This is a genomic window from Spirosoma pulveris, assembly GCF_054781875.1.
Window position 1 is genome coordinate 597,930 of record NZ_BAAGTO010000001.1, and the last position, 20,485, is coordinate 618,414.

The 20,485-nt window shown below is 49.0% G+C and carries 19 protein-coding genes; 13 read left to right on the plus strand and 6 right to left on the minus strand.

The annotated features are described in order from the left end of the window. The first annotated feature begins 82 nt into the window (after window positions 1-82). Entirely contained in the window at window positions 83-1,009 is a 927-nt protein-coding gene (locus tag ACYVJM_RS02430) for a bestrophin family protein (RefSeq protein WP_461146609.1), read from the plus strand. 80 nt (window positions 1,010-1,089) lie between these two features. Here the strand turns inward: ACYVJM_RS02430 and ACYVJM_RS02435 are convergent, their stop codons facing one another. Further along, window positions 1,090-2,361, minus strand: a complete 1,272-nt coding sequence (locus ACYVJM_RS02435) for a dicarboxylate/amino acid:cation symporter (RefSeq protein WP_461146610.1) — start codon at window positions 2,359-2,361, stop codon at window positions 1,090-1,092. 101 nt (window positions 2,362-2,462) lie between these two features. After that, entirely contained in the window at window positions 2,463-2,990 is a 528-nt protein-coding gene (locus ACYVJM_RS02440; RefSeq protein ID WP_461146611.1) for an acyl-CoA thioesterase, read from the minus strand. 320 nt (window positions 2,991-3,310) lie between these two features. Between ACYVJM_RS02440 and ACYVJM_RS02445 the strand changes: the two genes are divergently transcribed. From ACYVJM_RS02445 to ACYVJM_RS02455, 3 genes are read left to right on the plus strand one after another with little or no spacing between them, the layout of a single operon-like run. Further along, complete coding sequence (locus ACYVJM_RS02445) at window positions 3,311-3,760, plus strand: DUF2147 domain-containing protein (RefSeq protein ID WP_461146612.1); 450 nt, start codon at window positions 3,311-3,313, stop codon at window positions 3,758-3,760. Window positions 3,761-3,787: 27 nt separating this feature from the next. Beyond that, complete coding sequence (locus tag ACYVJM_RS02450) at window positions 3,788-4,924, plus strand: flavin-containing monooxygenase (RefSeq protein WP_461146613.1); 1,137 nt, start codon at window positions 3,788-3,790, stop codon at window positions 4,922-4,924. A gap of 60 nt (window positions 4,925-4,984) precedes the next feature. Continuing rightward, window positions 4,985-5,170, plus strand: a complete 186-nt coding sequence (locus tag ACYVJM_RS02455; RefSeq protein WP_012926446.1) for a CsbD family protein — start codon at window positions 4,985-4,987, stop codon at window positions 5,168-5,170. A gap of 399 nt (window positions 5,171-5,569) precedes the next feature. Here the strand turns inward: ACYVJM_RS02455 and ACYVJM_RS02460 are convergent, their stop codons facing one another. Together ACYVJM_RS02460 and ACYVJM_RS02465 are read right to left on the minus strand one after the other, a co-directional pair. Beyond that, complete coding sequence (locus ACYVJM_RS02460) at window positions 5,570-6,946, minus strand: sensor histidine kinase (protein WP_461146614.1); 1,377 nt, start codon at window positions 6,944-6,946, stop codon at window positions 5,570-5,572. Between the two features lie 6 nt (window positions 6,947-6,952). Then, window positions 6,953-7,639, minus strand: a complete 687-nt coding sequence (locus ACYVJM_RS02465) for a response regulator transcription factor (protein WP_461146615.1) — start codon at window positions 7,637-7,639, stop codon at window positions 6,953-6,955. A gap of 274 nt (window positions 7,640-7,913) precedes the next feature. Between ACYVJM_RS02465 and nhaD the strand changes: the two genes are divergently transcribed. From nhaD to ACYVJM_RS02485, 4 genes are all read left to right on the plus strand, one after another. Next, window positions 7,914-9,203 (plus strand): sodium:proton antiporter NhaD, encoded by a 1,290-nt coding sequence (gene nhaD / locus ACYVJM_RS02470; protein ID WP_461146616.1) that lies wholly within the window; start codon window positions 7,914-7,916, stop codon window positions 9,201-9,203. 149 nt (window positions 9,204-9,352) lie between these two features. Further along, window positions 9,353-10,525 carry a baeRF7 domain-containing protein gene (locus ACYVJM_RS02475; RefSeq protein ID WP_461146617.1) on the plus strand — a complete coding sequence of 391 codons (1,173 nt, stop codon included), beginning with the start codon at window positions 9,353-9,355 and terminating at the stop codon, window positions 10,523-10,525. A gap of 56 nt (window positions 10,526-10,581) precedes the next feature. Continuing rightward, on the plus strand, window positions 10,582-10,878 hold the full coding sequence (locus ACYVJM_RS02480) for an HPF/RaiA family ribosome-associated protein (protein ID WP_461146618.1): 297 nt from the start codon (window positions 10,582-10,584) through the stop codon (window positions 10,876-10,878). 134 nt (window positions 10,879-11,012) lie between these two features. After that, entirely contained in the window at window positions 11,013-12,260 is a 1,248-nt protein-coding gene (locus ACYVJM_RS02485; protein ID WP_461146619.1) for a cation:proton antiporter, read from the plus strand. 67 nt (window positions 12,261-12,327) lie between these two features. Here ACYVJM_RS02485 and ACYVJM_RS02490 read toward each other — a convergent pair whose 3' ends face one another. Continuing rightward, complete coding sequence (locus ACYVJM_RS02490) at window positions 12,328-13,671, minus strand: Gfo/Idh/MocA family protein (RefSeq protein WP_461146620.1); 1,344 nt, start codon at window positions 13,669-13,671, stop codon at window positions 12,328-12,330. A gap of 83 nt (window positions 13,672-13,754) precedes the next feature. After that, complete coding sequence (locus tag ACYVJM_RS02495) at window positions 13,755-14,618, minus strand: sugar phosphate isomerase/epimerase family protein (RefSeq protein ID WP_461146621.1); 864 nt, start codon at window positions 14,616-14,618, stop codon at window positions 13,755-13,757. 219 nt (window positions 14,619-14,837) lie between these two features. On the opposite strand from ACYVJM_RS02495, the gene ACYVJM_RS02500 reads away from it, so the two are divergent. The 5 genes from ACYVJM_RS02500 (at window position 14,838) to ACYVJM_RS02520 (ending at window position 20,458) form a co-directional block, all read left to right on the plus strand. After that, window positions 14,838-16,154, plus strand: a complete 1,317-nt coding sequence (locus tag ACYVJM_RS02500; protein ID WP_461146622.1) for a TolC family protein — start codon at window positions 14,838-14,840, stop codon at window positions 16,152-16,154. Between the two features lie 85 nt (window positions 16,155-16,239). Further along, window positions 16,240-17,337, plus strand: a complete 1,098-nt coding sequence (locus tag ACYVJM_RS02505; protein WP_461146623.1) for an efflux RND transporter periplasmic adaptor subunit — start codon at window positions 16,240-16,242, stop codon at window positions 17,335-17,337. 72 nt (window positions 17,338-17,409) lie between these two features. Continuing rightward, window positions 17,410-18,660, plus strand: a complete 1,251-nt coding sequence (locus ACYVJM_RS02510) for an ABC transporter permease (protein WP_461146624.1) — start codon at window positions 17,410-17,412, stop codon at window positions 18,658-18,660. A 96-nt stretch (window positions 18,661-18,756) separates the two neighbouring features. After that, window positions 18,757-19,446, plus strand: a complete 690-nt coding sequence (locus ACYVJM_RS02515) for an ABC transporter ATP-binding protein (RefSeq protein WP_461146625.1) — start codon at window positions 18,757-18,759, stop codon at window positions 19,444-19,446. Beyond that, window positions 19,430-20,458 (plus strand): sensor histidine kinase, encoded by a 1,029-nt coding sequence (locus ACYVJM_RS02520; protein WP_461146626.1) that lies wholly within the window; start codon window positions 19,430-19,432, stop codon window positions 20,456-20,458. The genes ACYVJM_RS02515 and ACYVJM_RS02520 overlap by 17 nt, the downstream gene beginning before the upstream one ends. Window positions 20,459-20,485 lie beyond the last annotated feature (27 nt).

Sequence of the window (20,485 nt, forward strand, 5' to 3'; positions counted from 1 at the left end):
ACCTTCTGATGATTGACTGATTTGTATCTTAGTTACCCATCCGTTTGGTTAAGGGCCCTTATTCACTTACTCTCGTTTAATTGTGGTTATTTATAATGCTAAAGACTGGCTGGGTGCGCTTCGGCATTTTCATACCAGTTATGTTATCCGGGTCCTTCTGCGCCGGGTTCTTCTGGTTGGTGCTTATGGGACACTCATTACCTTCATTGACCAGCACAGAATCAATATCGATTTACCGATTGACGGTACCTTCTTTTCATTACTGGGAATTCTACTGAGTTTACTCCTGGTGTTCCGGACCAACACCGCTTACGATCGATTTTGGGAGGGTCGTCGGCAATGGGGCATGCTGGTCAATTACAGCCGCAATTTTGCGGTATTAATGGATGCCCTTCTCCCCGAGACAGACCGCGAAAACCGGCAGTTCTTTGCCAGGGCGCTATCCAACTTTGCCGTGGCACTCAAAGGGCATTTACGAACCGGTGTCAACATAACGGAGTTGGAAGAAACCGGTGGCAACGACCGGAAAATGCTGGCTCAGTCCAGGCATGTCCCCAGCCGTATTGCTGCCTTGCTGATGCGTCGATTGCAGAAACTGAAACAACAGCGGGTTCTCACTGATGGTGACATGATTACCATCCGTACCTATCATCAGGCTTTTCTGGACATTACCGGCTCCTGCGAACGGATAAAAAATACGCCTATACCCTTTTCGTACAGCTTTTTTATAAAGATGTTTATCACCTTGTACCTGCTCATTATGCCGCTGGTGCTGGTTGAAACGTATGCATATTTCACCATATTAGCGACTACGTTTGCTGCCTATGCCTTGCTCGGCGTTGAGATGATTGGTGATGAAATTGAAGAACCGTTCGGACTGGACTGTAATGACTTACCCCTCAACCAGATCTCCCAGACAATCCGGCGGAACATGCACGAAATCCTGACGGGAGAAATTCCTGTTGCCCAACTAACCCAGTTGGAAGGTGATTACCAGAAGGTTAATTAATGATTGGTGTAGTGGTTGATTCGTGCTGTGAGTGGAGTAGGTAATACCTATTCAACCATTTAACTCACGTCACGAATCAACTAATACTTGTACTCCTCCAAGGGAGCTTCATTTTCCCGTTTCAATACGCGCTCATATCGCGACCGGTCGAATTCACCTTCGTTATTGGCGATGAAGATTGTGGCGACTGTGTTGCCGATGATATTGGTAATCGATCGCGCTTCCGACATAAATCGATCTACACCCAGCAACAAGGCTAAGCCTTCGACGGGTATTACTTTGATAGCCGTGAGTGTACTGGCCAAAACGATGAAACCACTGCCTGTTACCCCAGCCGCCCCTTTTGACGTGACCATCAGGATACCAATTATCGTTAACTCCTGCCCGATTGTCAGGTCGACACCAAATACCTGCGCCAGAAAGATAGTGGCCATGACCAAATAAATCGTCGTGCCATCCAGATTGAACGAATAGCCCGCTGGAACGACCAGCCCCACGACCGAGCGCGAACAGCCCAGACTTTCCAGCTTGTCCATGATCTGTGGCAGCGCCGACTCCGACGATGAGGTACCCAGCACGATCAGCAATTCTTCTTTTATAAATTTCAGGACTGCCCACAGGCTGATTTTATAATAACGAAGGATCAGGTTCAGCACGACAAAGATGAACAGAATCATGGTGGCATAAACCGTTCCCATAAGTTTGGCCAGGGGTAGTAGCGTACTCAGGCCGTATTTACCAATGGTAAACGCCATTCCGCCAAAAGCGCCCAGCGGAGCCAGTACCATTACCACCGCCAGGATATTGAAAAATACTTTTGACAGGCGCTCAAATGTCAAAATAAGTGGTTTGCCGGTTTCGCCCATGCGGGTAAGACCAACGCCGAAAAGAACTGAGAAAACCAGTACCTGCAATATCTCTCCTTCGGCAAACGCCTTGATGGCATTACTGGGAACGATATGAATGAAAAATTCGGTCCAGTCCATACCGGCCCCCTGCTCTGTGTATTTGCTGATGTCGCCCCCTTTCACGGCCGCTGTTTGAACGCCATCGCCCGGCCGAATAAGGTTGGCCAGCACTAACCCAATAGCCAGTGCTCCGGTCGTAACGACCTCAAAATAAAGGAGCGCTTTACCGCCTACCCGCCCTACCTTTTTCAGATCGCCCATATTACTGATCCCCAGCACAATGGTCAGGAATATTATGGGGGCAATGACCATCTTGATCAGATTGATAAAGAGGTCGCCGAGGGGTTTGAGCTTGGCGGCTGTTTCAGGAAAGAAATACCCGGTCAGGATACCCAGCGTAATGGCAATCAGTACGCGAACGGTGAGGTTATTGAGAAGTTTCATTGGGTGAAAGATACTGTAAAATGGATAATGAAGAATGAATATTTGTTTGATATCCACACTAAGAGGTTATTCATTCTTCATTATCCATTTTACATTCTTTATTACACAGCATGTGCTTTCACCACTTGCTGTTTGATTTCATGAATGCGTTCGTTGAAGTTCATACTCAAAAAGTCCAGATTTGGTACCAGGATCGTTTCCAGTAACTCTTTCACCGCTGCATCGTGCGGAATGCGTTTTCCGGTAGCCACACTAACATATTTTGAGGTAACCCATAGTACATTTTTGAGATGGGTCTTGCCATCGTCGGTCATAATGTACTCCGTAACCGTCGTGTCTTCGTTGACATAAATCAACCTGGACAAAATACGCACCCACTCACTCACCCGCGCCGGCCGAACATAGGCAATCTGATGCTGATAAACCACCCAACTGGTTTTCAACTCCTGAAATAGCTGGCCGGGATTGAAATCATATAACTTGGCAACCTGATCTTCACGGGCATTAAAGTAATAATCGAAATACTTCGCGTTGTTCAGATGTTGCAGGGGGTCGCAGTCCTGAAAGCGGATGATAACGCGCGATTCGGTTTCGGTTGGGTAGCTGCGTTGAGGGTCACGTTTGAACATATCTTTTGGCGGGCAATCCCGTCTGAATTTATGGTAGTGTAAAGATTTACTCAGTTGATTAACTCGGTAGGTCGCTCGTGCGCCTTATTCGATATTAATGAATTAGAATACATAAAAATCAACCGAAACATTTCAATCGACAGAAGAATGTCCCTACGCTATCGAGTATCCAGCAGGCATCAAATTGTCATATAAGCCTATCTTTTGGGGCGGGAAACAGCCCAATCAATTGAATCCCAACAATCCAGGTTCAGACAATTTTATGCAATATTTGCGTTAGTACAACAAATTCGTCGTTTTCTATCAATTCATTAACATCCATGAAATCAATACGTTTTTTACTCCCCCTGTTCGTGTTCCTGTTCGCTCTCACTGGTTTCACACCCGTTGACGACTCCGAAGGGGTAGTTGGCACCTGGCTTAATGGCACCAAAAAGGGGCATATACAAATTTACAAACAAGGTGGTACCTATTTTGGCAAGCTGGTCTGGCTAGGTCAACCGGTAGACCCCGCAACGGGCAAGCCCAGAACCGACGAAAAAAACGCCGATGTTTCCAAACGTGCACGGCCGCTGATGAACATGCTTCTGCTGTATAACTTCAAGTACGATGGCGGTAATGTCTGGAGCGATGGAAAGATCTACAACCCGGAAGATGGCAAGGAATATAATTGTAAGATGACCCTCAAAGACCCCAATACACTTGATGTTCGTGGCTATGTGGGTATTTCTCTCCTGGGCAAGACGCAAACCTGGACAAGAATCAAATAAGCACTCGTTCGTAAAACGTTTGTCGGTATGCATACCCTCATCATTGGCGCGGGCCCGGCAGGATTGGCAATAGCCGGTCAACTGGCGCACCGGAACTTACCCTTTACGGTGCTGGAAGCCAGTGAACACATTGGTGTAGCCTGGCGTAATCATTACGATCGGCTACACCTTCATACCGTTAAAGAGTACTCAGCTTTACCCCACTTCCCTTTCCCCACCGACTATCCCACGTACGTACCCCGGCTTGAGTTCGTAGACTACCTCGAACGCTATGCCGAGCATTTTGGTATCAAGCCGGTTTTCAACCAGAAGGTAATCGGCATCCGGCAAAACAAAACGAATAAAAAATGGGAAGTCCAGACCGAAAGCGACCGGTTCACCTCCGAACGCGTTGTGGTGGCTACGGGCTACAATCGGATTCCTAATCTACCGGAATTACCCGGTTTGAGGGACTTCCGGGGGATTGTGTGGCATAGTGTTGACTATCGGAACGGGTCACCTTTTCGGGCTGAGAATGTCCTGATCGTGGGGATGGGAAATACCGGAGCCGAATTGGCGCTGGATTTACTAGAACACGGGGCAAAGCCATTTATATCCGTTCGGGGCCCGGTCAATATCGTCAGGCGGGATACGTTTGGGAAGCCGGCCCAGCCCACGGCTATTTTTCTAAGCAAATTTCCGAACTGGTTTTACGACTTCATGGCGGGTTTGTCCCAGCGACTGAGCGTGGGCGATGTGTCGGCCTATGGCTTAGGCAAACCAAGCCATCCGCCTTCCTACGATACCCGACGGGGTAAGATTGCCGTCATTGATGTGGGTACGCTCGATCAAATAAAAGCGGGTAATATTACGGTTTTGCCGGGAATTGAGCGGATCAACCGGAAATCCGTAACCTTTACCGACGGCCGAGAATTTCCTTTCGACGCCATCATTCTGGCCACTGGTTACCGACCAGGGCTATCGGCTGTGCTTGGGGATACCGTATCAGAGAAAGTCCTGAATGAACGCGGATACCCTAAAAAGCTATGGTTCAATGAACCGGATTTGAAAGGGCTGCACTTTTTGGGCTTTTCAATCCCCATAACCGGGGTTCTTTATCACCTCAACCTGGATTCAGAAAAACTGGCGAAACACATCGCTGAAAACAATTTCGTCACCACTTAGTTCTATTATTGTAATCACGGTGATTACGTAATATCATTCAACGTTATAAACACTACGATCATGAACGAGACAACCCTAAAAGGAGGCTGGAACGAATTGAAAGGTAAAATCAAACAAGCCTATGGCGACCTAACCGACGACGATCTAACCTACCAAGATGGCCAGGAAGACGAAATGTGGGGTAAAATCCAGCAGAAAACCGGCAAGACCAAGGATGAGATCAACAAAGCGATTGCCGATCTATAATATAATTAGTTAGTTCGAGTGAAGAAGCCGAAGCCTTTAGGGAGTCGGCTTCTTTCTTTTTGAGGACTTTCCAACCAACCGGCAACAAAATAGCCAGCTGACAAAGGCAGCTGGCTATTTACTCTCACACCAGAAAAGGCGCTTTTCCAACTAAAAGACACAATGAAACTTACTGCTTCGTTGCGTAAAAACCCATTGAACAATGCTACGCACTGACGTAACAAATGTCATTGTTTATGGAAGACGAATAGCGCTGAAACGATTAGAAAAACATTAGAAATCCGCCCTCGATCTACCATAGGCAGTCCTTTGTTTTTTAATTTTTAAAGGTGTGTCTTAGGCGAAAAGATTTTTTTACCCCTTGATGTGAATTGATAACGGGTAGTTGTCCTGTTGAACTCAGGCAGCATTGTTAAAGGCCCGTGGAAGTTTCACGGTAAACGTACTGCCGTTGGCTAGTTGACTAACCACAGTTATGCTTCCCTGATGAAGCGCAATTATGCGCTGACAAATCGAAAGTCCAATGCCAAACCCATCGTATTTCAGCGCATTACTGGCACGAAAAAATGGTTCGAAAATTCGGGTTATGTCCGCTTCGTTCATACCAATACCAACATCCTGCACCGTAAACCAGCATGAACCCTTATCGGCCCCGATGTAAACCAGCGCTTCGTGATTTGAAGAGTATTTACAAGCATTATCCAGTAGATTCAGTACGACACGCCGAAGCAAATCTTCATTTCCCTGAACTTGCAGCTCTGTTTCGGGCATCATGTCATAATCAACCAGAATCCGGAATGTGGATTGGGTGGCGAGCAACTCGTCCTGAGCCGAAAAGATTATCTCATCGAGCCGGACTGTCGTCAGCTGTACACGAGACAGATTCTCCAGCGTTCGGGCCAGGGATAGCAGGCTGTTGGATAAGGCAATAAGCCGATCGGTATCAGCCAGCAAATTTTGCAGAATGGCTTCGTACTCCTCAGGACTTAGGCGTTGGAGAAGACCGAGCTGAATTTCTGACTTCAAGGCCGTTAATGGTGTTCTCAATTCATGGGAGGCATGAGAAACGAAACTCCGCTGCTGGTCGAAGGCCTGTTCCAGGCGGACCAGCACGTGATTGAAGTTAATCGCCAACTGATCGATCTCGTCCTGCCGTTTTCCTTCATTCAATCGCTGCTGCAGGTTGTTGGCGGTAATGGTCTGCACCTGTTGATTGATCCGGGATATAGGTTGCAGCGACTGACCGGCAAAAAAGAAGCCGAGTGCCAGCGTTAAACCGATCCCCCCCAATAAGCTCCAGATTAGCGTATGTTGCAGGTTGCTGAGTTTGGCTTTCCCAAATTGGTCATAGGCCGATGCCAGCACTACCAGCGACTGTCCATTCTCCTGATACAGCAGGCCAACAACTTCGTTCTCTCCGTCGGTTAGTTCAAGCTGTCGATCCTGACGCACCCGATTAAGCAAGCTCGGCCGGTAATGAATAATCTTATCGTCGATGCTGGCATATATGAGTTTGTCCTGAGAATTAAATATCAATATTTTCTCATCTATAAGCGCAGACAGTGAATTTCGGTCGATGATTTTGAGTAGGTTATGATCAATTTCTTTCACTTCTACCAGAAACCGCATAGTTGTCCGGGCTTTTCGTTTCAGCCGTTCATAAAATTCCTCCTTCCGGTAATGCGCCGACGTGGCGTAAACGACAACCGAAAACAAAAGCAGAATGGAAGCTACAATGAATGAAAATTGCAGTGATATACGGTTTCGGATCGTCATGGACGATTAGTCAGCTTTAAGGGTGTATCCTAATCCGGGACGTGTCTGTATAAGTTTTACGTCAAACTCTTTATCTATCTTTTTGCGGAGGTAGTTGATATATACCTCTACCACGTTAGTACCCGGATCGAAGTTAAAATTCCAGACTTTTTCGGCCAAATCTATCTTGGAAACTACCTTTCCTTGGTGCCGCATAAGGTATTCCAGCAAGGAAAACTCCTTGGGGGTCAACTCAATGAGCGTGTTCTGCCGCCGGACAATCTTTGACGTAACATTCAAGGTCAGGTCAGCTATTTGCAGACTTTCCTCACTCGTTGAACTGACCAGTAAATCGGACCGTCGAAAGCAGGTGGCTACCCGGGCGCTTAGTTCCCGCAGATCGAATGGTTTTACAATATAATCGTCGGCTCCACATTCCAGACCTTCAAGCTTATCCTCAATCTCGCCCATGGCCGTCAGCATGATGATGGGCAGTGTTGGGTGTTCAGCACGAACAGTACGGCAGATTTCATATCCATTTACGTCCGGCAGATTGATGTCCAGGATAATCAGCTCATAGTGGCCGGTCAGCCCAAACGCCCGACCACTATACCCGTCGTAAGCCACCTCAGTGTTGTAACCCAGCAAGCGCAGGCTACGGCTGATGTTCTGAGCAATGCGCCGGTCATCTTCAATTATCAAAATAGTACGCATGGTCAACGACGATCAGAATAGCAAGTATGTCAATCAACAATCTTGACTGGAGTATTTTCAGCTGTGGGCAAGTTAAATGATCATCATGTACCAGTCTTTTCACAAACCAACCGGCCATTCAGCAAAGGTGTTTATCCAGCTGATCAATTCTAAGCTTTTTCTAAGCTATTTTCTTTACACATAAGCGGCATTTGTTCTTCTTTTGCTGGTTGCAAGCTTCTCAAAGCACTCCCTGTTGCTTGCTCAACTCACTGAAAGTAAGATTACTATATTCATGTTCATACTCATCCTGGTTTTTGTTATTGGTTATATTCTTATCACGCTTGAGCATCCTATTCACTTCAATAAGACGGCGACTGCCCTCATTACCGGCGTTGTTTGCTGGATACTATACATCCTTTCCGTACAGGATACCGAACCTGTTCTGGAGCAGTTAGCCCATCACCTTGCCGAAATTGCTCAAATTCTTTTCTTTCTGCTGGGTGCCATGACCATTGTTGAGCTCATCGACATTCATGGTGGCTTTACCATTATCACCGACCGTATTGCGACCCGAAATCCAAGAACACTTTTGTGGCTTATAAGCGGGCTGACGTTTATGCTATCTGCCCTGCTCGATAACCTGGCCTCTGCGATTGTGATGGTTTCCGTTACCCGGAACCTGGTTCGGGATGCCGAACAGCGTCGGTTAATGGCGGGTATGATCATCATTTCGGCTAATGCGGGTGGGGCCTGGTCGCCCATTGGCGATGTAACAACGACAATGCTCTGGATCGGCGGACAGGTGACAACGGCCAATATCATCAGCCAGCTTGTTCTGCCCAGTCTGGTTTGTTTGCTCGTTCCGCTGCTTTGGCTGACATTCTCGATCAAAAACCCTTCCGAAGCAATTGGATCGAATAGCCTTGGCATTAGCCGACCTTATGTTACGCCCGTTCAGCGACGCGATCGGGGCATTATGTTCGGCACTGGACTATTGGCCATTGTTCTGGTACCTGTTATAAAATCACTTACTCATTTACCGCCCTATATGGCTATGATGCTTTCGCTGGGAATTGTCTGGGGAGTCTCCGAAATCATTCACGCAGACAAGGACGAAGAGGATCGAAAACGCTACACGGCGGCCTATGCCCTGAGCAAAGTCGATGTCCCAAGCATCCTGTTCTTCTTTGGTATTTTACTGGCTGTAGGTGCGCTGGAATCGACTGGCATCCTGAAAAATTTAGCCCTTAGCTTGAGTGAAGCGATCAGCAATCTGGATAGTATTGTTCTAATTATCGGCATCGCTTCGGCTATTGTTGATAACGTACCGATTGTTGCTGCAGCCATGGGCATGTATGATCTGGGTACCCACCCTCCCGATGACAAATTATGGGAATTTCTGGCTTATTGTGCGGGAACAGGCGGTAGCCTGCTGGTCATTGGCTCGGCGGCAGGGGTAGCGGTTATGGGTATGGAACGAATCGAGTTCGGCTGGTATCTACGTCGCGTTTCCGGGCTCGCACTGATGGGCTATGTGGCTGGCGCAGCCACGTACTTGCTTATTTACGCCCTTACCCATTAAAGAAAGGCGAAGTTCCTCCCGGCCTGCCTTAGAAAAACCTTAGAATCTGCCAGTTGTAAATCTTTTGCTGTTAACCGTCCGTTTCCTTAAGACAGTATTTAGTCAGACTACAATTTATCAGGTGGTTTGATCATAAACAGCTCAAGGTTATGATTCTTGTAAATTCAGGTAAAGAAACCCTGCTCGATCTGGCAGAAAAGGCCCACGATCAGTCTATTTCCATTTTCATACCGACCCATCGCCGGGGGAAGCAGGTAAACGAAAGGCAAGACCAGATTGCCTTTAAAAACCATGTCCAGACAGTCCGTTTGGCTCTTGAAGCCCGTATGGTACGCAGTAATGACATCGATGATCTTGTGGAACCGATGGAAGCCCTGCTGGACAACCCGCAATTCTGGCGACATCAGCGCAAAGGGCTGGCTGTTTTCAGAAACCCAGATCATTTCTCCATTTTCCACAGCCCAATTCCCTTTACGGATAGCTCGCGGCTTGATTCGCGTTTCCACTTGCAACCTTTACTGCCCTTTGTTCAGGCCTTTACTATCTATTATATACTACAGATCGGCAAAAATGGCGTATCTCTTTACCAGGCAGACCCCTTTTCGATTACGCTGATTGACATAGCGGAGGTAATGCCTTCCGGACTCGATGCCATTACCCAGTACTATGACTTTGAAGAAGAGTTACAGGGACGTACCAAAGGTCGGGGCGGCATGGCTGCGGTGTACACCAGCGACGATTCCAACGAGGATCAAAAAGCAAAGGATCACCTACTGGCTGATTACTTTCGGCTGGTGAACGAGGGCATCATTAAACTGATGGGCACACAAAATGCTCCCCTGCTGCTGGCCTCCGTTGCGTACTACCAACCCATTTACCAACAGGTAAATACTTACCCATATCTTCACGAGGGCGGTATAACGGGCAATTTCGACCACGTAAAGCCCGAAGATATGCATGAAATGGCTAATGAACGGCTCAGCAAGAAGTTCAACGAGACGCAACAGCAACGCATCAACCAGTATCAGAATAGCCTTGGCAGCGATTTGGTTTCGAGTGATCTCCGCCAATTGCTGGAAGCGGCCGTAACCGGCCGTATCGAGGTACTTTTTCTAGAAGAAGATACTGAATTGTGGGGCCAGTTTGACGAAGTTACACTGGCGACAACGATCCACGATGAGCAACTGGACGGCGATGAATCGTTGATTGAAAAAGTAGCGCTGCTTACGCTTCGTCATGGAGGAGAAGTGTATGTACTGGATAAAGCCAGTTTTCCAGACAGTCGTAACTCCATTAACATTACAGCGCTTTATCGGTTTTAATATAAACCGGGAGCTATCTGTAAACTGAAGGCAAACCCAAACAGTAACATAATCCTATGCAGTACTCAGTAGATAGTATCAAAATAGATTTACAAACGGTTGGTTTTAATGAAACGACTGAATTAGTAGAACAAGTTGAGGCCGAACTCCGACGAATCATGCGTTTTCGAAGCGACATCGTTGCAGCAGATATCTACCTGCGGGAAGAAGGCCGCAACCCAACCGACAATAAACTTGTCCGCTGGCGGCTGGGCATCCCCGGAAATGATCTTTTTGCGGAAGGCCATGGCCCGTCGTGGGCAGCCGGACTTAGGGATGCCGGAGATAAGCTACGTCGGCAATTCATCGACTGACCAGTATTGCAATAACGCACAGTCCTGGAGCCAACTCCTTATTAACCAACATATTGACTCCAATTCTCATGGGTATAACTTATCTCTAAAAGGGGCAGGTTGTACCCATCTGCCTACCATGACATTACTTTCCTATGGAGTCTTATAATTTAGTTTTAGTTATTGTAGCCGTTGCCATTTTAGCCGTTGCCTGGCTGCCGTCCTTACTTAAAGAGTATCCGCTTTCGTACCCTATTCTATTCGTTATTGGTGGGTGGCTATTGTACCAGCTACCGGTGTCCTTGCCAGACCCCTCTCCTCTGGCAAACCCAAAACTCACCACCCATCTAACCGAGTTGTGTGTTATCATAGCCTTGACGGGAACGGGCCTGAAGATAGACCGTCGGTTCAGCTTACGCGGCTGGCGGCTTCCCATCCGGCTGGTATGGCTTACTATGGTCGTTACCATTGCCGCTTTTTCGGTTGTGGCCTGGGGTTGGGCTGGCTGGCCGATGGCGTCGGCCTTGCTGCTAGCCGCCAGCCTGGCGCCTACTGATCCCGTTCTGGCAGGGGACGTGCAGGTAGGCGATCCCAATGAAGGACAGGAAGATTCTGTCCGGTTCGCGCTGACGGTTGAAGCTGGCCTCAACGACGGCCTGGCCTTTCCATTTGTGTACATGGCGATTATGCTGGCCCAAACAGTTTCAGCCTCTACCGCCGATTTCACCCATTGGGCCCTGCACGATCTGGCCTTTCGGGTAGGTGTTGGCATACTTGGCGGGTGGTTATCGGGCCAACTCCTCTCCTATCTGATTTTTGGTCTTCCGCAGCGGATCAGTATAAAAACCACCGCCTATGGGTTTGTGGCCCTGGCGGTTACCCTGGTTAGCTACGGGCTCACGGAACTGGCCCACGGGTACGGCTTTCTGGCGGTATTTGTTGCAGCTATTACGGTCCGGAGCCGCGAACGTACACACGAATACCATACGTACATGCATGCGTTTTCGGATCAGATGGAACGGCTATTGATTGCGTTACTGCTGCTCTTATTCGGAGGGGCTATAGCAAAGGGGCTTTTGGCAGCACTCACCTGGCAGGATGCCCTGCTGGGGTTACTACTGGTACTTATCATCCGGCCATTAACAGGCTGGATAACCCTGGCTGGAACTGGGGCACGTGGCCTGAAACGCTGGATAATAGCAGGCTTCGGTATTCGGGGGATTGGCTCGCTGTTTTACATAGCCTATGCGCTGGAACATGCTTCTTTTGCCGATCCTGCCCGTATTTGGTCCTTAACCGGCTGGACAATTCTGATCTCGGTATTCATACATGGCATGTTGTCCACCCCCGTCATGAAACGACTGGATAGAAAAGTGAATGGCGTTGGTGAGGTAAGCTATTAGTTTAACGGCTTACTTCACCAACGCCACTCACTTTTCTGATTAAACCCACTCCACTAACTTAACCATTCTACACCTGCGGTTCCCATCCTTTCTCGTACTGCCGACTCCAGAATTTCATAGCTTCGGCATCTTTGATGTGGCCGTTCTTTGGATCGACCGCAAATGATTTATTTGTCCGGTACGAAATATTGGCCAAATGACAAAGCAAGGTGCTTTTGGCGCCATCGTCGATGGTTGAGTTCTGTTTGGCTTTACCACGGATGGCCTCAAAGAAATTCATCATGTGGAGCGTTGTCATGTCGCCACCACCGCCCAAAGCCGTACCCGACTCCGACCCTTTCGACTTGCTTTCCTTGATGGGTTTACCATCCCGGCTGAAGAGTGTGTAGCCATCCCGGTCGACATATACGCTGCCGTTGGTGCCATAAATAACCGTCCCCCGATCAGAGCCAAACGTTTTATAGCCGTTCCGGCTGTTACCATCCCACTTGATGATTTTATCGCCGGGGAAACGGAACGTGGCATCCATTGTATCGTAAACCGCCCAACCATCACCAGCAAAATATCGTTTGGCCGCTTCTACCGTTACAAATTCCGGATACTCGACCTGTAGCGCCCACCGGGCCATATCCAGTTCGTGGGTGGCATTATTGCCTGCTTCAGCGGTGCCGTACTGCCAGCCGTACCAGTGCCAGTTATAATCCCAGGTATCGTGGGTGTAGGCCGTACGGGGAGCCGGTCCCTGAAATAAGTCCCAATCCAGTCCATCCGGTACGGGGGCCTTCTTCGGAATGGGCACCTCCCCGCGCGAATTGGCGTAAAAGGCAACCGCTTTAAACGCTTTGCCGATCACTCCGTTATGAATCTGGGTCACAATATCAATCGACTCGGGTGCCGACCGCTGCTGATTACCCATCTGAATAACTTTACCGTACTTCTTCTGAATTTCCATCAGAATTTCGCCTTCGCGGGGATTGTGACTGCACGGCTTTTCCACATACACGTGCTTGCCCCCCTGCACGGCCAGCCAGGTACCCGGTGCATGCCAGTGGTCGGGGGTCGCGTTGATTAGTACATCGACATTCTTGTCGGAAATAACCTTCCGGATGTCGTTCTCCAGCTTAGGCGTATAGGTGATGTGCTTGGAAAACTTCTGAACGGCGGCTTCCCGCTGCTTTTTCATTACGTCGCACAAATACACCAGTTCGACGTTGCTTTCTTTTTTGGAGATCGGCTCATAATACGCGCTCAACCGCCGACCCAGCCCGGCAATGGCAACGTTCAGCCGTTCGTTGGCCCCAATTATTTTATTGTAGCTTTTGGCCGTCATTCCATTGGCGAGCCCCCCAAAGGTTACCCCGGCAGTACCTAAGGCTGCTTTTTTTATAAACTCTCTTCGTGAATTTTCCATTAGAACAGGTTTCTACTAAATGAATGGTCAGACTGAATTAGTCCATGATCATCCTGACAGAATAAACGCGGTCGGTGAACGGTTTACGCCTTTCGTTTTCCCGGTTTTGACGTATCACATACCCCTTTAAAGTACCCAACGGATTCGGCAATGCCGGCCAGCGGGTCTTTCATGTCTTTTTCATATTCAAGACTGCAACAGCCATCGTACTTTATTTTACGAAGCATAGTGACAAACGCCGGTACATCAATTACACCCCGTCCCAGTTCGCAGGTTTTTCCTTCTTTGGAGGCTGCTGTAACGTTTTTCAGGTGAATGTCGAATATCCGTTTGGCGTACTTTTCCAGGTCGGCAACCGGGTCATCGCCAAAACGCTTATCGTGGCCCATGTCGAAACAAAGCCCGATACGAGGGTCAAGATCCTTTACAGCGGTATAAACCGATGTGGCACTTGGGAACAGTGGAATGTCGGGGCCGTGGTTATGGATGGCGTAGCGGATGTTATACTCCTTTACTTTTTTGTCGATGTATGGCAGGTCTTCCGGGTTGGGAATACCCACCATCAGGTTGACACCCACCCGCTTGGCATAGTCGAAGCCGTTGTCGATCTCCTGCTTCGTTTTCATGTAGATTGGCCCCACGGCATAACCTGTCACGCCAGACTGCTTCAACTTTTCGTGGAAGGCAGCAATCTCTTCGGCGGTACTGGCGTAGGGAAGATGAAAATCTTTGATACACAAGTAGTGTACATCCGTTTTTTTCATCATCTCAAGGGCCGGGTCAAGCTTAAAATTGACGAATGTAAAGCCTGCCATACCCAGCTTAAATAGGTCATCGCCAGAAGAGCCGCGTGTTTCGGGCGTATTGGCCAACGACAGGGCCGGACTGACACTGGCCAGTGCCAGGCTCCCTCCGGTATGTTTAAGAAATGAGCGTCTTGTGGTCATCCCGATTAAAGAAATAGTGTTGAATCTAAAAAACGCTTCGACCCCTTTTCTACTGACAGAAACGTTCGTTGTCCGTTGGAAAACCTTACAGGGTTTACGGTTGGTATTCCATTAACACGTGAAAAAATCAGCTTAATAATTGATTTTTTCCGTTTCGCGTAAACAAGCGGGTATCTTATTTTGAAAGGTTATTCCTTTGGTCATCCATCCGAAAAAAACATGAATCGGTTTGTCCTTATTGGCCTGTTCCTTTGCTCTTTTACCGCTTCTGCGCAAACGGTACTGTCATCTGTGCAGGAAGCCCTTGCGTTGGCTCGGCGTAACAATCCAGACCTTACAAATGCCCGTCAGAATAGCTTTATACAGGCTCAGCAGCGGTCTGCAAGTCGGGCGGCTCTCTTGCCACAGGCACGGCTATTCACCAACTTCGACTACAACTACGCCCTTCCGGTGCAGTTGGTTCCCGCCGAATTTTTAGGGGGTAAAGCGGGCGAATTTCGCACCCTTCAATTTGGACTACCCTATGTGCTGGCAGCCGGTGCGGAAGTAAACCTCCCCGTTGTTAACAGACCGGCACGGGCCGATGTGGGCATCACTTCCCAAAACCTACAAATTGTTGAGAACCAGAATCTGGTGTTGCAGGATGACATTTCGACCCAAACGGCGCGAGTGTACCACGCGGCCCTGCTCACCCGCTCAGCCATCGCCATCACGCAGCGAAACCTCTCAGCGGCCGATACACTCACGCAAATTGCCCGCGACCGGCTGGAAAAAGGCCTGATCGAACCGCTGGAGTACAACCGCATTCGCTCTGTACAACTAACTACGGCCGATGTGTTGTACCAGAACGAACTGGCATTTGTCCGTAACCGCAATCAGCTCAAACTGCTGCTGGGTCTGACGCTGGCTGATAGCCTCGTGCTTACCGAAGAATTATCCGCTCGTCCGGCGGCCTCGGCCGTTCCCTTATCGGCGACACCGCAAGTCGAACGGCCGCAAGTGAACCTACAGCAGGCGCGGGTTGAACTGGCACGGCTGCAGCTCGACCGCGAACGACTGCAGCGCTGGCCTACACTGTCAGCCTATGGCCGGTACACCCAACAGGCCCAGCGCAGCGCCATTAATTTCCTGAGTACCAGTCAGCCCTGGTTTCAGATTGGCGTAGCGGGCCTTCAGTTGAACTGGCAATTTTATACCGGGGGCCTGCGCACCAGCAACCTGACTCGCGCCCGCCTGCAACTGAAATTAGCCGAGATGCAGCTTACCTACGAGCGCAACAGACAACAGGTCGATACGGAAGATGTACGAAATACGTATAATCAGGCCGTTCGGTCGCTGGAGTTAAACCGGCAGAATTACGAACTCAGCAGCCAGAACGTACAAATTGCGCTGATTAAATACCGGTCGGGCCTGTTTGCCTACGACCAGTACCTGAACGTGTTCAACGAAGCGCTGACCGCCCAAAACCGGTTTCTGTCGAATTTATCCAACACCTTTATCAATCAGACAATATTACAGATCCGAAACGGGCAGTGACCTTATAAACATACCTAAAAGCCGGGCCGACGCTTCGGTTTTCGAGAACGGCAACGGCAGCCCGGCTTTTAGGTAACGTGACACCATGAAAACAAACATCTCCATACTTCTTCTCATTACGATCCTGGGAGCAGCCTGCAAGTCAAGCACAGAAAGCACGACACCCACTTACCGGGAACTGACCGAAGCCGTTTATGCTTCCGGCAATGTGTACCCCCGCAACGAATACACGGTTACAGCCGATGCGACCGGTATGCTGCAACAACGGCTGATCAGCGAAGGCGACTCCATCCGGCAGAATCAACTGTTGTTCGTGCTGGAGAGCGCTTCGGAAGATGCCCGTCAGCAAGCTGCGGCCAACGCGTACCGACAGGCGCGGGCCAATTTAAGCGCCAACTCTCCCATTCTGGCTGAATTGGAAGTACAGGTCCGCAACGCCCGGACCCGCGTTGTCAATGATTCCATCAATTTCAACCGCTTTAAGGAGCTGTACGGCCAAAATGCTACCTCACGAGCCGAACTGGAACGGGCCGAGCTGAACTACACAATCTCCCGTAATAATCTTCGTGCGCAACTCAACACCCTGCAACGCAACCGGAATCAGATTCAGCTCGATGTCGAAAACAACCGAAGCCAACTGGTCACGACCGAAGTGGCCGGCCGCAACACACGCATACGAAGCTTTGTGAACGGCAAGGTGTATGAGGTGTATAAAGACCCCGGCGAGGTTGTACGCGTGGGTGATCAACTGGCACTGGTGGGCAGTGGCAATCAATTGTTTGCACAACTGGCCGTTGATGAAAGCGATTTCGGCCGGATACTGCCGGGGCAGGAAGTTATCCTCAAAGCGGATGTGTATCCCGATAAAGTGTTCAAAGCCCGCGTGAGCAAGATTTACCCGAAGCTCAACCGCACCGATCAATCATTCCGGGTAGATGCCGAATTTACCGGCGAGCGGCCTGCCTCGTATTATGGCCTGACCGTTGAAGCCAACATCATTATCAGCCAGAACAAACACGTGCTGACCATTCCGAAAACGTACGTGATCGGTACCGATAGTGTGTGGGTGGAACAGGATGGAAAGAAGCAGAAAGTGAAGTTTCGAAAAGGTGCCGAGAATTTCGATCTGGTACAGGTGAAGGGTGGCTTGACCGAGGCTTCTAAACTTATTTTGATTGAGTGAACGATAGACTGAGTGAAGATAAACCCCACTAATTCGCTCATTCTATTTTTCATTCAGGCTATCATTTTAAAAATGGATATACGAATCGCATCTCAAATTGCTCAGACGCACCTGCTGGCCAAGAAACGTCAGACTTTGGTTGCCATGCTGGGCGTTACCTTCGGCATTGCGATGTTCATTACGATGATCTCATTCATGCAGGGCGTCAACCAGTTCCTGGAAGATTCGGCGCTGGATGCCAGCCCGCATATCCGGATGTATGACGAAGTGAACACCCAGCGACCGGGCCTGATTGAGCAACTGAATCCGGGTAAGTTTAACGTCATCTACCACCAAAAGCCCAAAGATGAGCAGTCCCGCATTAAAAATGGAATGACCATTGCCGGGCGTATCGAACGGGCACCGGGCGTGTTGGGTGTTTCGCCCCAGGTGGCTACCCAGGCATTCTATAATAACGGACCCATCCAGATTTCGGGAACCATTTCGGGCGTGGATATCGACCGCGAAAACCGATTATATAAATTAACGAGCCGACTTAAATCCGGTAGCCTGAATACCTTAAAGACCAATCCGGACGGCCTGATCATGGGGTCTGTTCTGGCCGAGAAACTCAACGTTCGGGTTGGCGATAAAGTAACGGTAACAACGCCAAAGGGAGGTATCCGAATTCTGCGGGTAGTGGGTACATTTGGGTTCGGCATTGGCACTGTCGACAACACCAAGAGCTACGCTAACCTCTCTACTGTGCAGGAAATACTGCAACGAGACCCGAGCTACATTACCGACATACACATTAAAATGTTCGATCCTTTGCAGGCAATCCCCTTTGGAAAACAGTTACGGGCCATGTATGGGTATTACACAGAAGACTGGGCCACGGCGAACACGGCCATTCTGGCGGGCGAAAAAATCCGGAATATGCTGACCTATGTGGTGTCGATCACGCTGCTGGTGGTGGCGGGATTCGGTATTTACAACATCATGAACATGACCGTTATCAACAAAATCAAAGACATTGCCATACTGAAAGCTACGGGTTTTGAAGGACGTGATATAATTGCTATTTTTCTTTTACAGGCAATTTTTATTGGTTTCACCGGGGGGCTGTTGGGATTAGGCATCGGTTTTGGGCTCAGTTATTTACTGTCAATCACCCCCTTCGATGCCGGTGGTTTTATCAGTATCAAAACATTCCCGGTCATTTTTGAGCCGAAATATTACATCATGGGACTGCTCTTTGGCGTTGTCACGACCGTTCTGGCCGGGTACTTCCCTTCCCGAAAGGCCTCTCAGGTCGATCCCGTTTCCATTTTAAGAGGATAGTTTTATGATGTAGGATATAGGATGTATTCCCTGTCATCTCACCTGTCCTCCTGTATCATACATAATACATCCTACATCCTATATCATACATCTTTTATGAGCATCGTTCTTTCGGCCAGAAACCTCAATAAATACTTCTACGATCCGGAGAAATTTCGGGTGCTGACGGATATTTCCTTCGCTGTTCAGAAAGGTGAATTTCTGTCGATTGTCGGAAAATCCGGCTGCGGAAAATCCACGCTGCTTTACCTGCTGTCTACTATGGATACGGAGTATGAAGGACAAATTGAAATGGCGGGTATCAACTTAACAGGGCGCAGTCAGGACTTTCTGGCGCACTTCCGTAATGAGCACCTGGGCTTTGTGTTTCAGTTTCACTTTCTTCTTCCCGAGTTTTCAGCCCTCCAGAACGTGATGCTTCCCGGCCTGAAGCTGGGTAAATACCCGGAGAAGGAAATCGAAGAACGGGCCATGGCTAAGCTTCGGTTGATCGGTATGGATGCCTACGCCCGCAAACCGGCCAGCAAATTGTCGGGTGGGCAACAGCAACGGGTAGCCATCGCCCGTGCGCTCATCAACGACCCCACCATTATTATGGGCGATGAACCGACCGGCAATCTGGACAAAGCCAATACCGAGAATGTATTCGACATTTTTCGTGATCTTGCCAGTAAAGGGCAGACTATTATTGCGGTTACGCACGACCCGGATTTTGCAGCCGGCACGAACCGAACCATCGAAATGTCGGACGGGCTAATTGTTGGCAATCATGAAAATAAAGTTTAATAAATACGTCGAGTTCCTGCTGCTCTGGATAGCCATGGGCGGACTGGTTGCTCGCCAGTGGATTGTGCCGGACATTACCTGGCAGGTTCAGGCCTTCCTTTTTATAATGTCGTTCATCATGTTGAATCTGGTCTGGATCTTCCATTATCAATTCAACGAATGGTTGAACCGTCGCATGCCGTTTGAGAAAAATGTCCGCAGGCGCATCATTGTCCAGCTTTTAGGCGGCTGGACCATTGTGAAATCCGTTGCCGTTCTTTCCGGTTACTTTGTTGCGCTTCGGTTCTTTCCCCCTGCGTTGACGCTGCTGAATAAATTTGGCTTCATCATTATCGGGATGATGATTTTTCTGGTGAACACCATCATTTGTCTGGGGTTTATTGCCAGCCATTTACTCCGACGCTGGCAGGAAAACGCACTCCGCACGGCCCAGCTTGAAAAAGAAAAGGTACAAGTGCAATTAGACAGTCTGAAAAATCAGGTTAGTCCTCACTTTCTGTTCAACAGCCTTTCGTCGCTGGACAGTCTGATTGATGATAACCCGGTGCTTGCCCGTCAGTTTCTGCAACAGCTTTCGAAGGTATTCCGGTACGTACTACAGCATAAAGAAAAGGCGCTGGTACCCCTCGAAACGGAGTTGGCTTTTATTAAAAACTACATTTCACTCCTGCACACCCGTTTCGACGGTGCGTTCATTGTCAGGTGCGAGGTAAATGCCGGTGCTATGGAACAACTGATCGTGCCGGTTACCCTCCAGATTTTGATCGAGAACGCCATTAAACACAATGTCATCAGCGAAGCGCGACCGCTCACCATTACCCTGAGTACGCAGGGTGGCTACCTATCCGTAACAAACCCAATTCAGCGGAAACGGCAGGTCGAGACATCGAATCGCCAGGGACTGGAAAACCTGAAACTGTTGTACACATTCTTAAGTCAGAAACAGGTAGAGATCGTCGAAACGGATGCTTCGTTCCAGGTTCGGCTCCCGTTGCTTGATGTTGACAAGTAGTTCTTTTAATCAGCATTCCCGCAAACC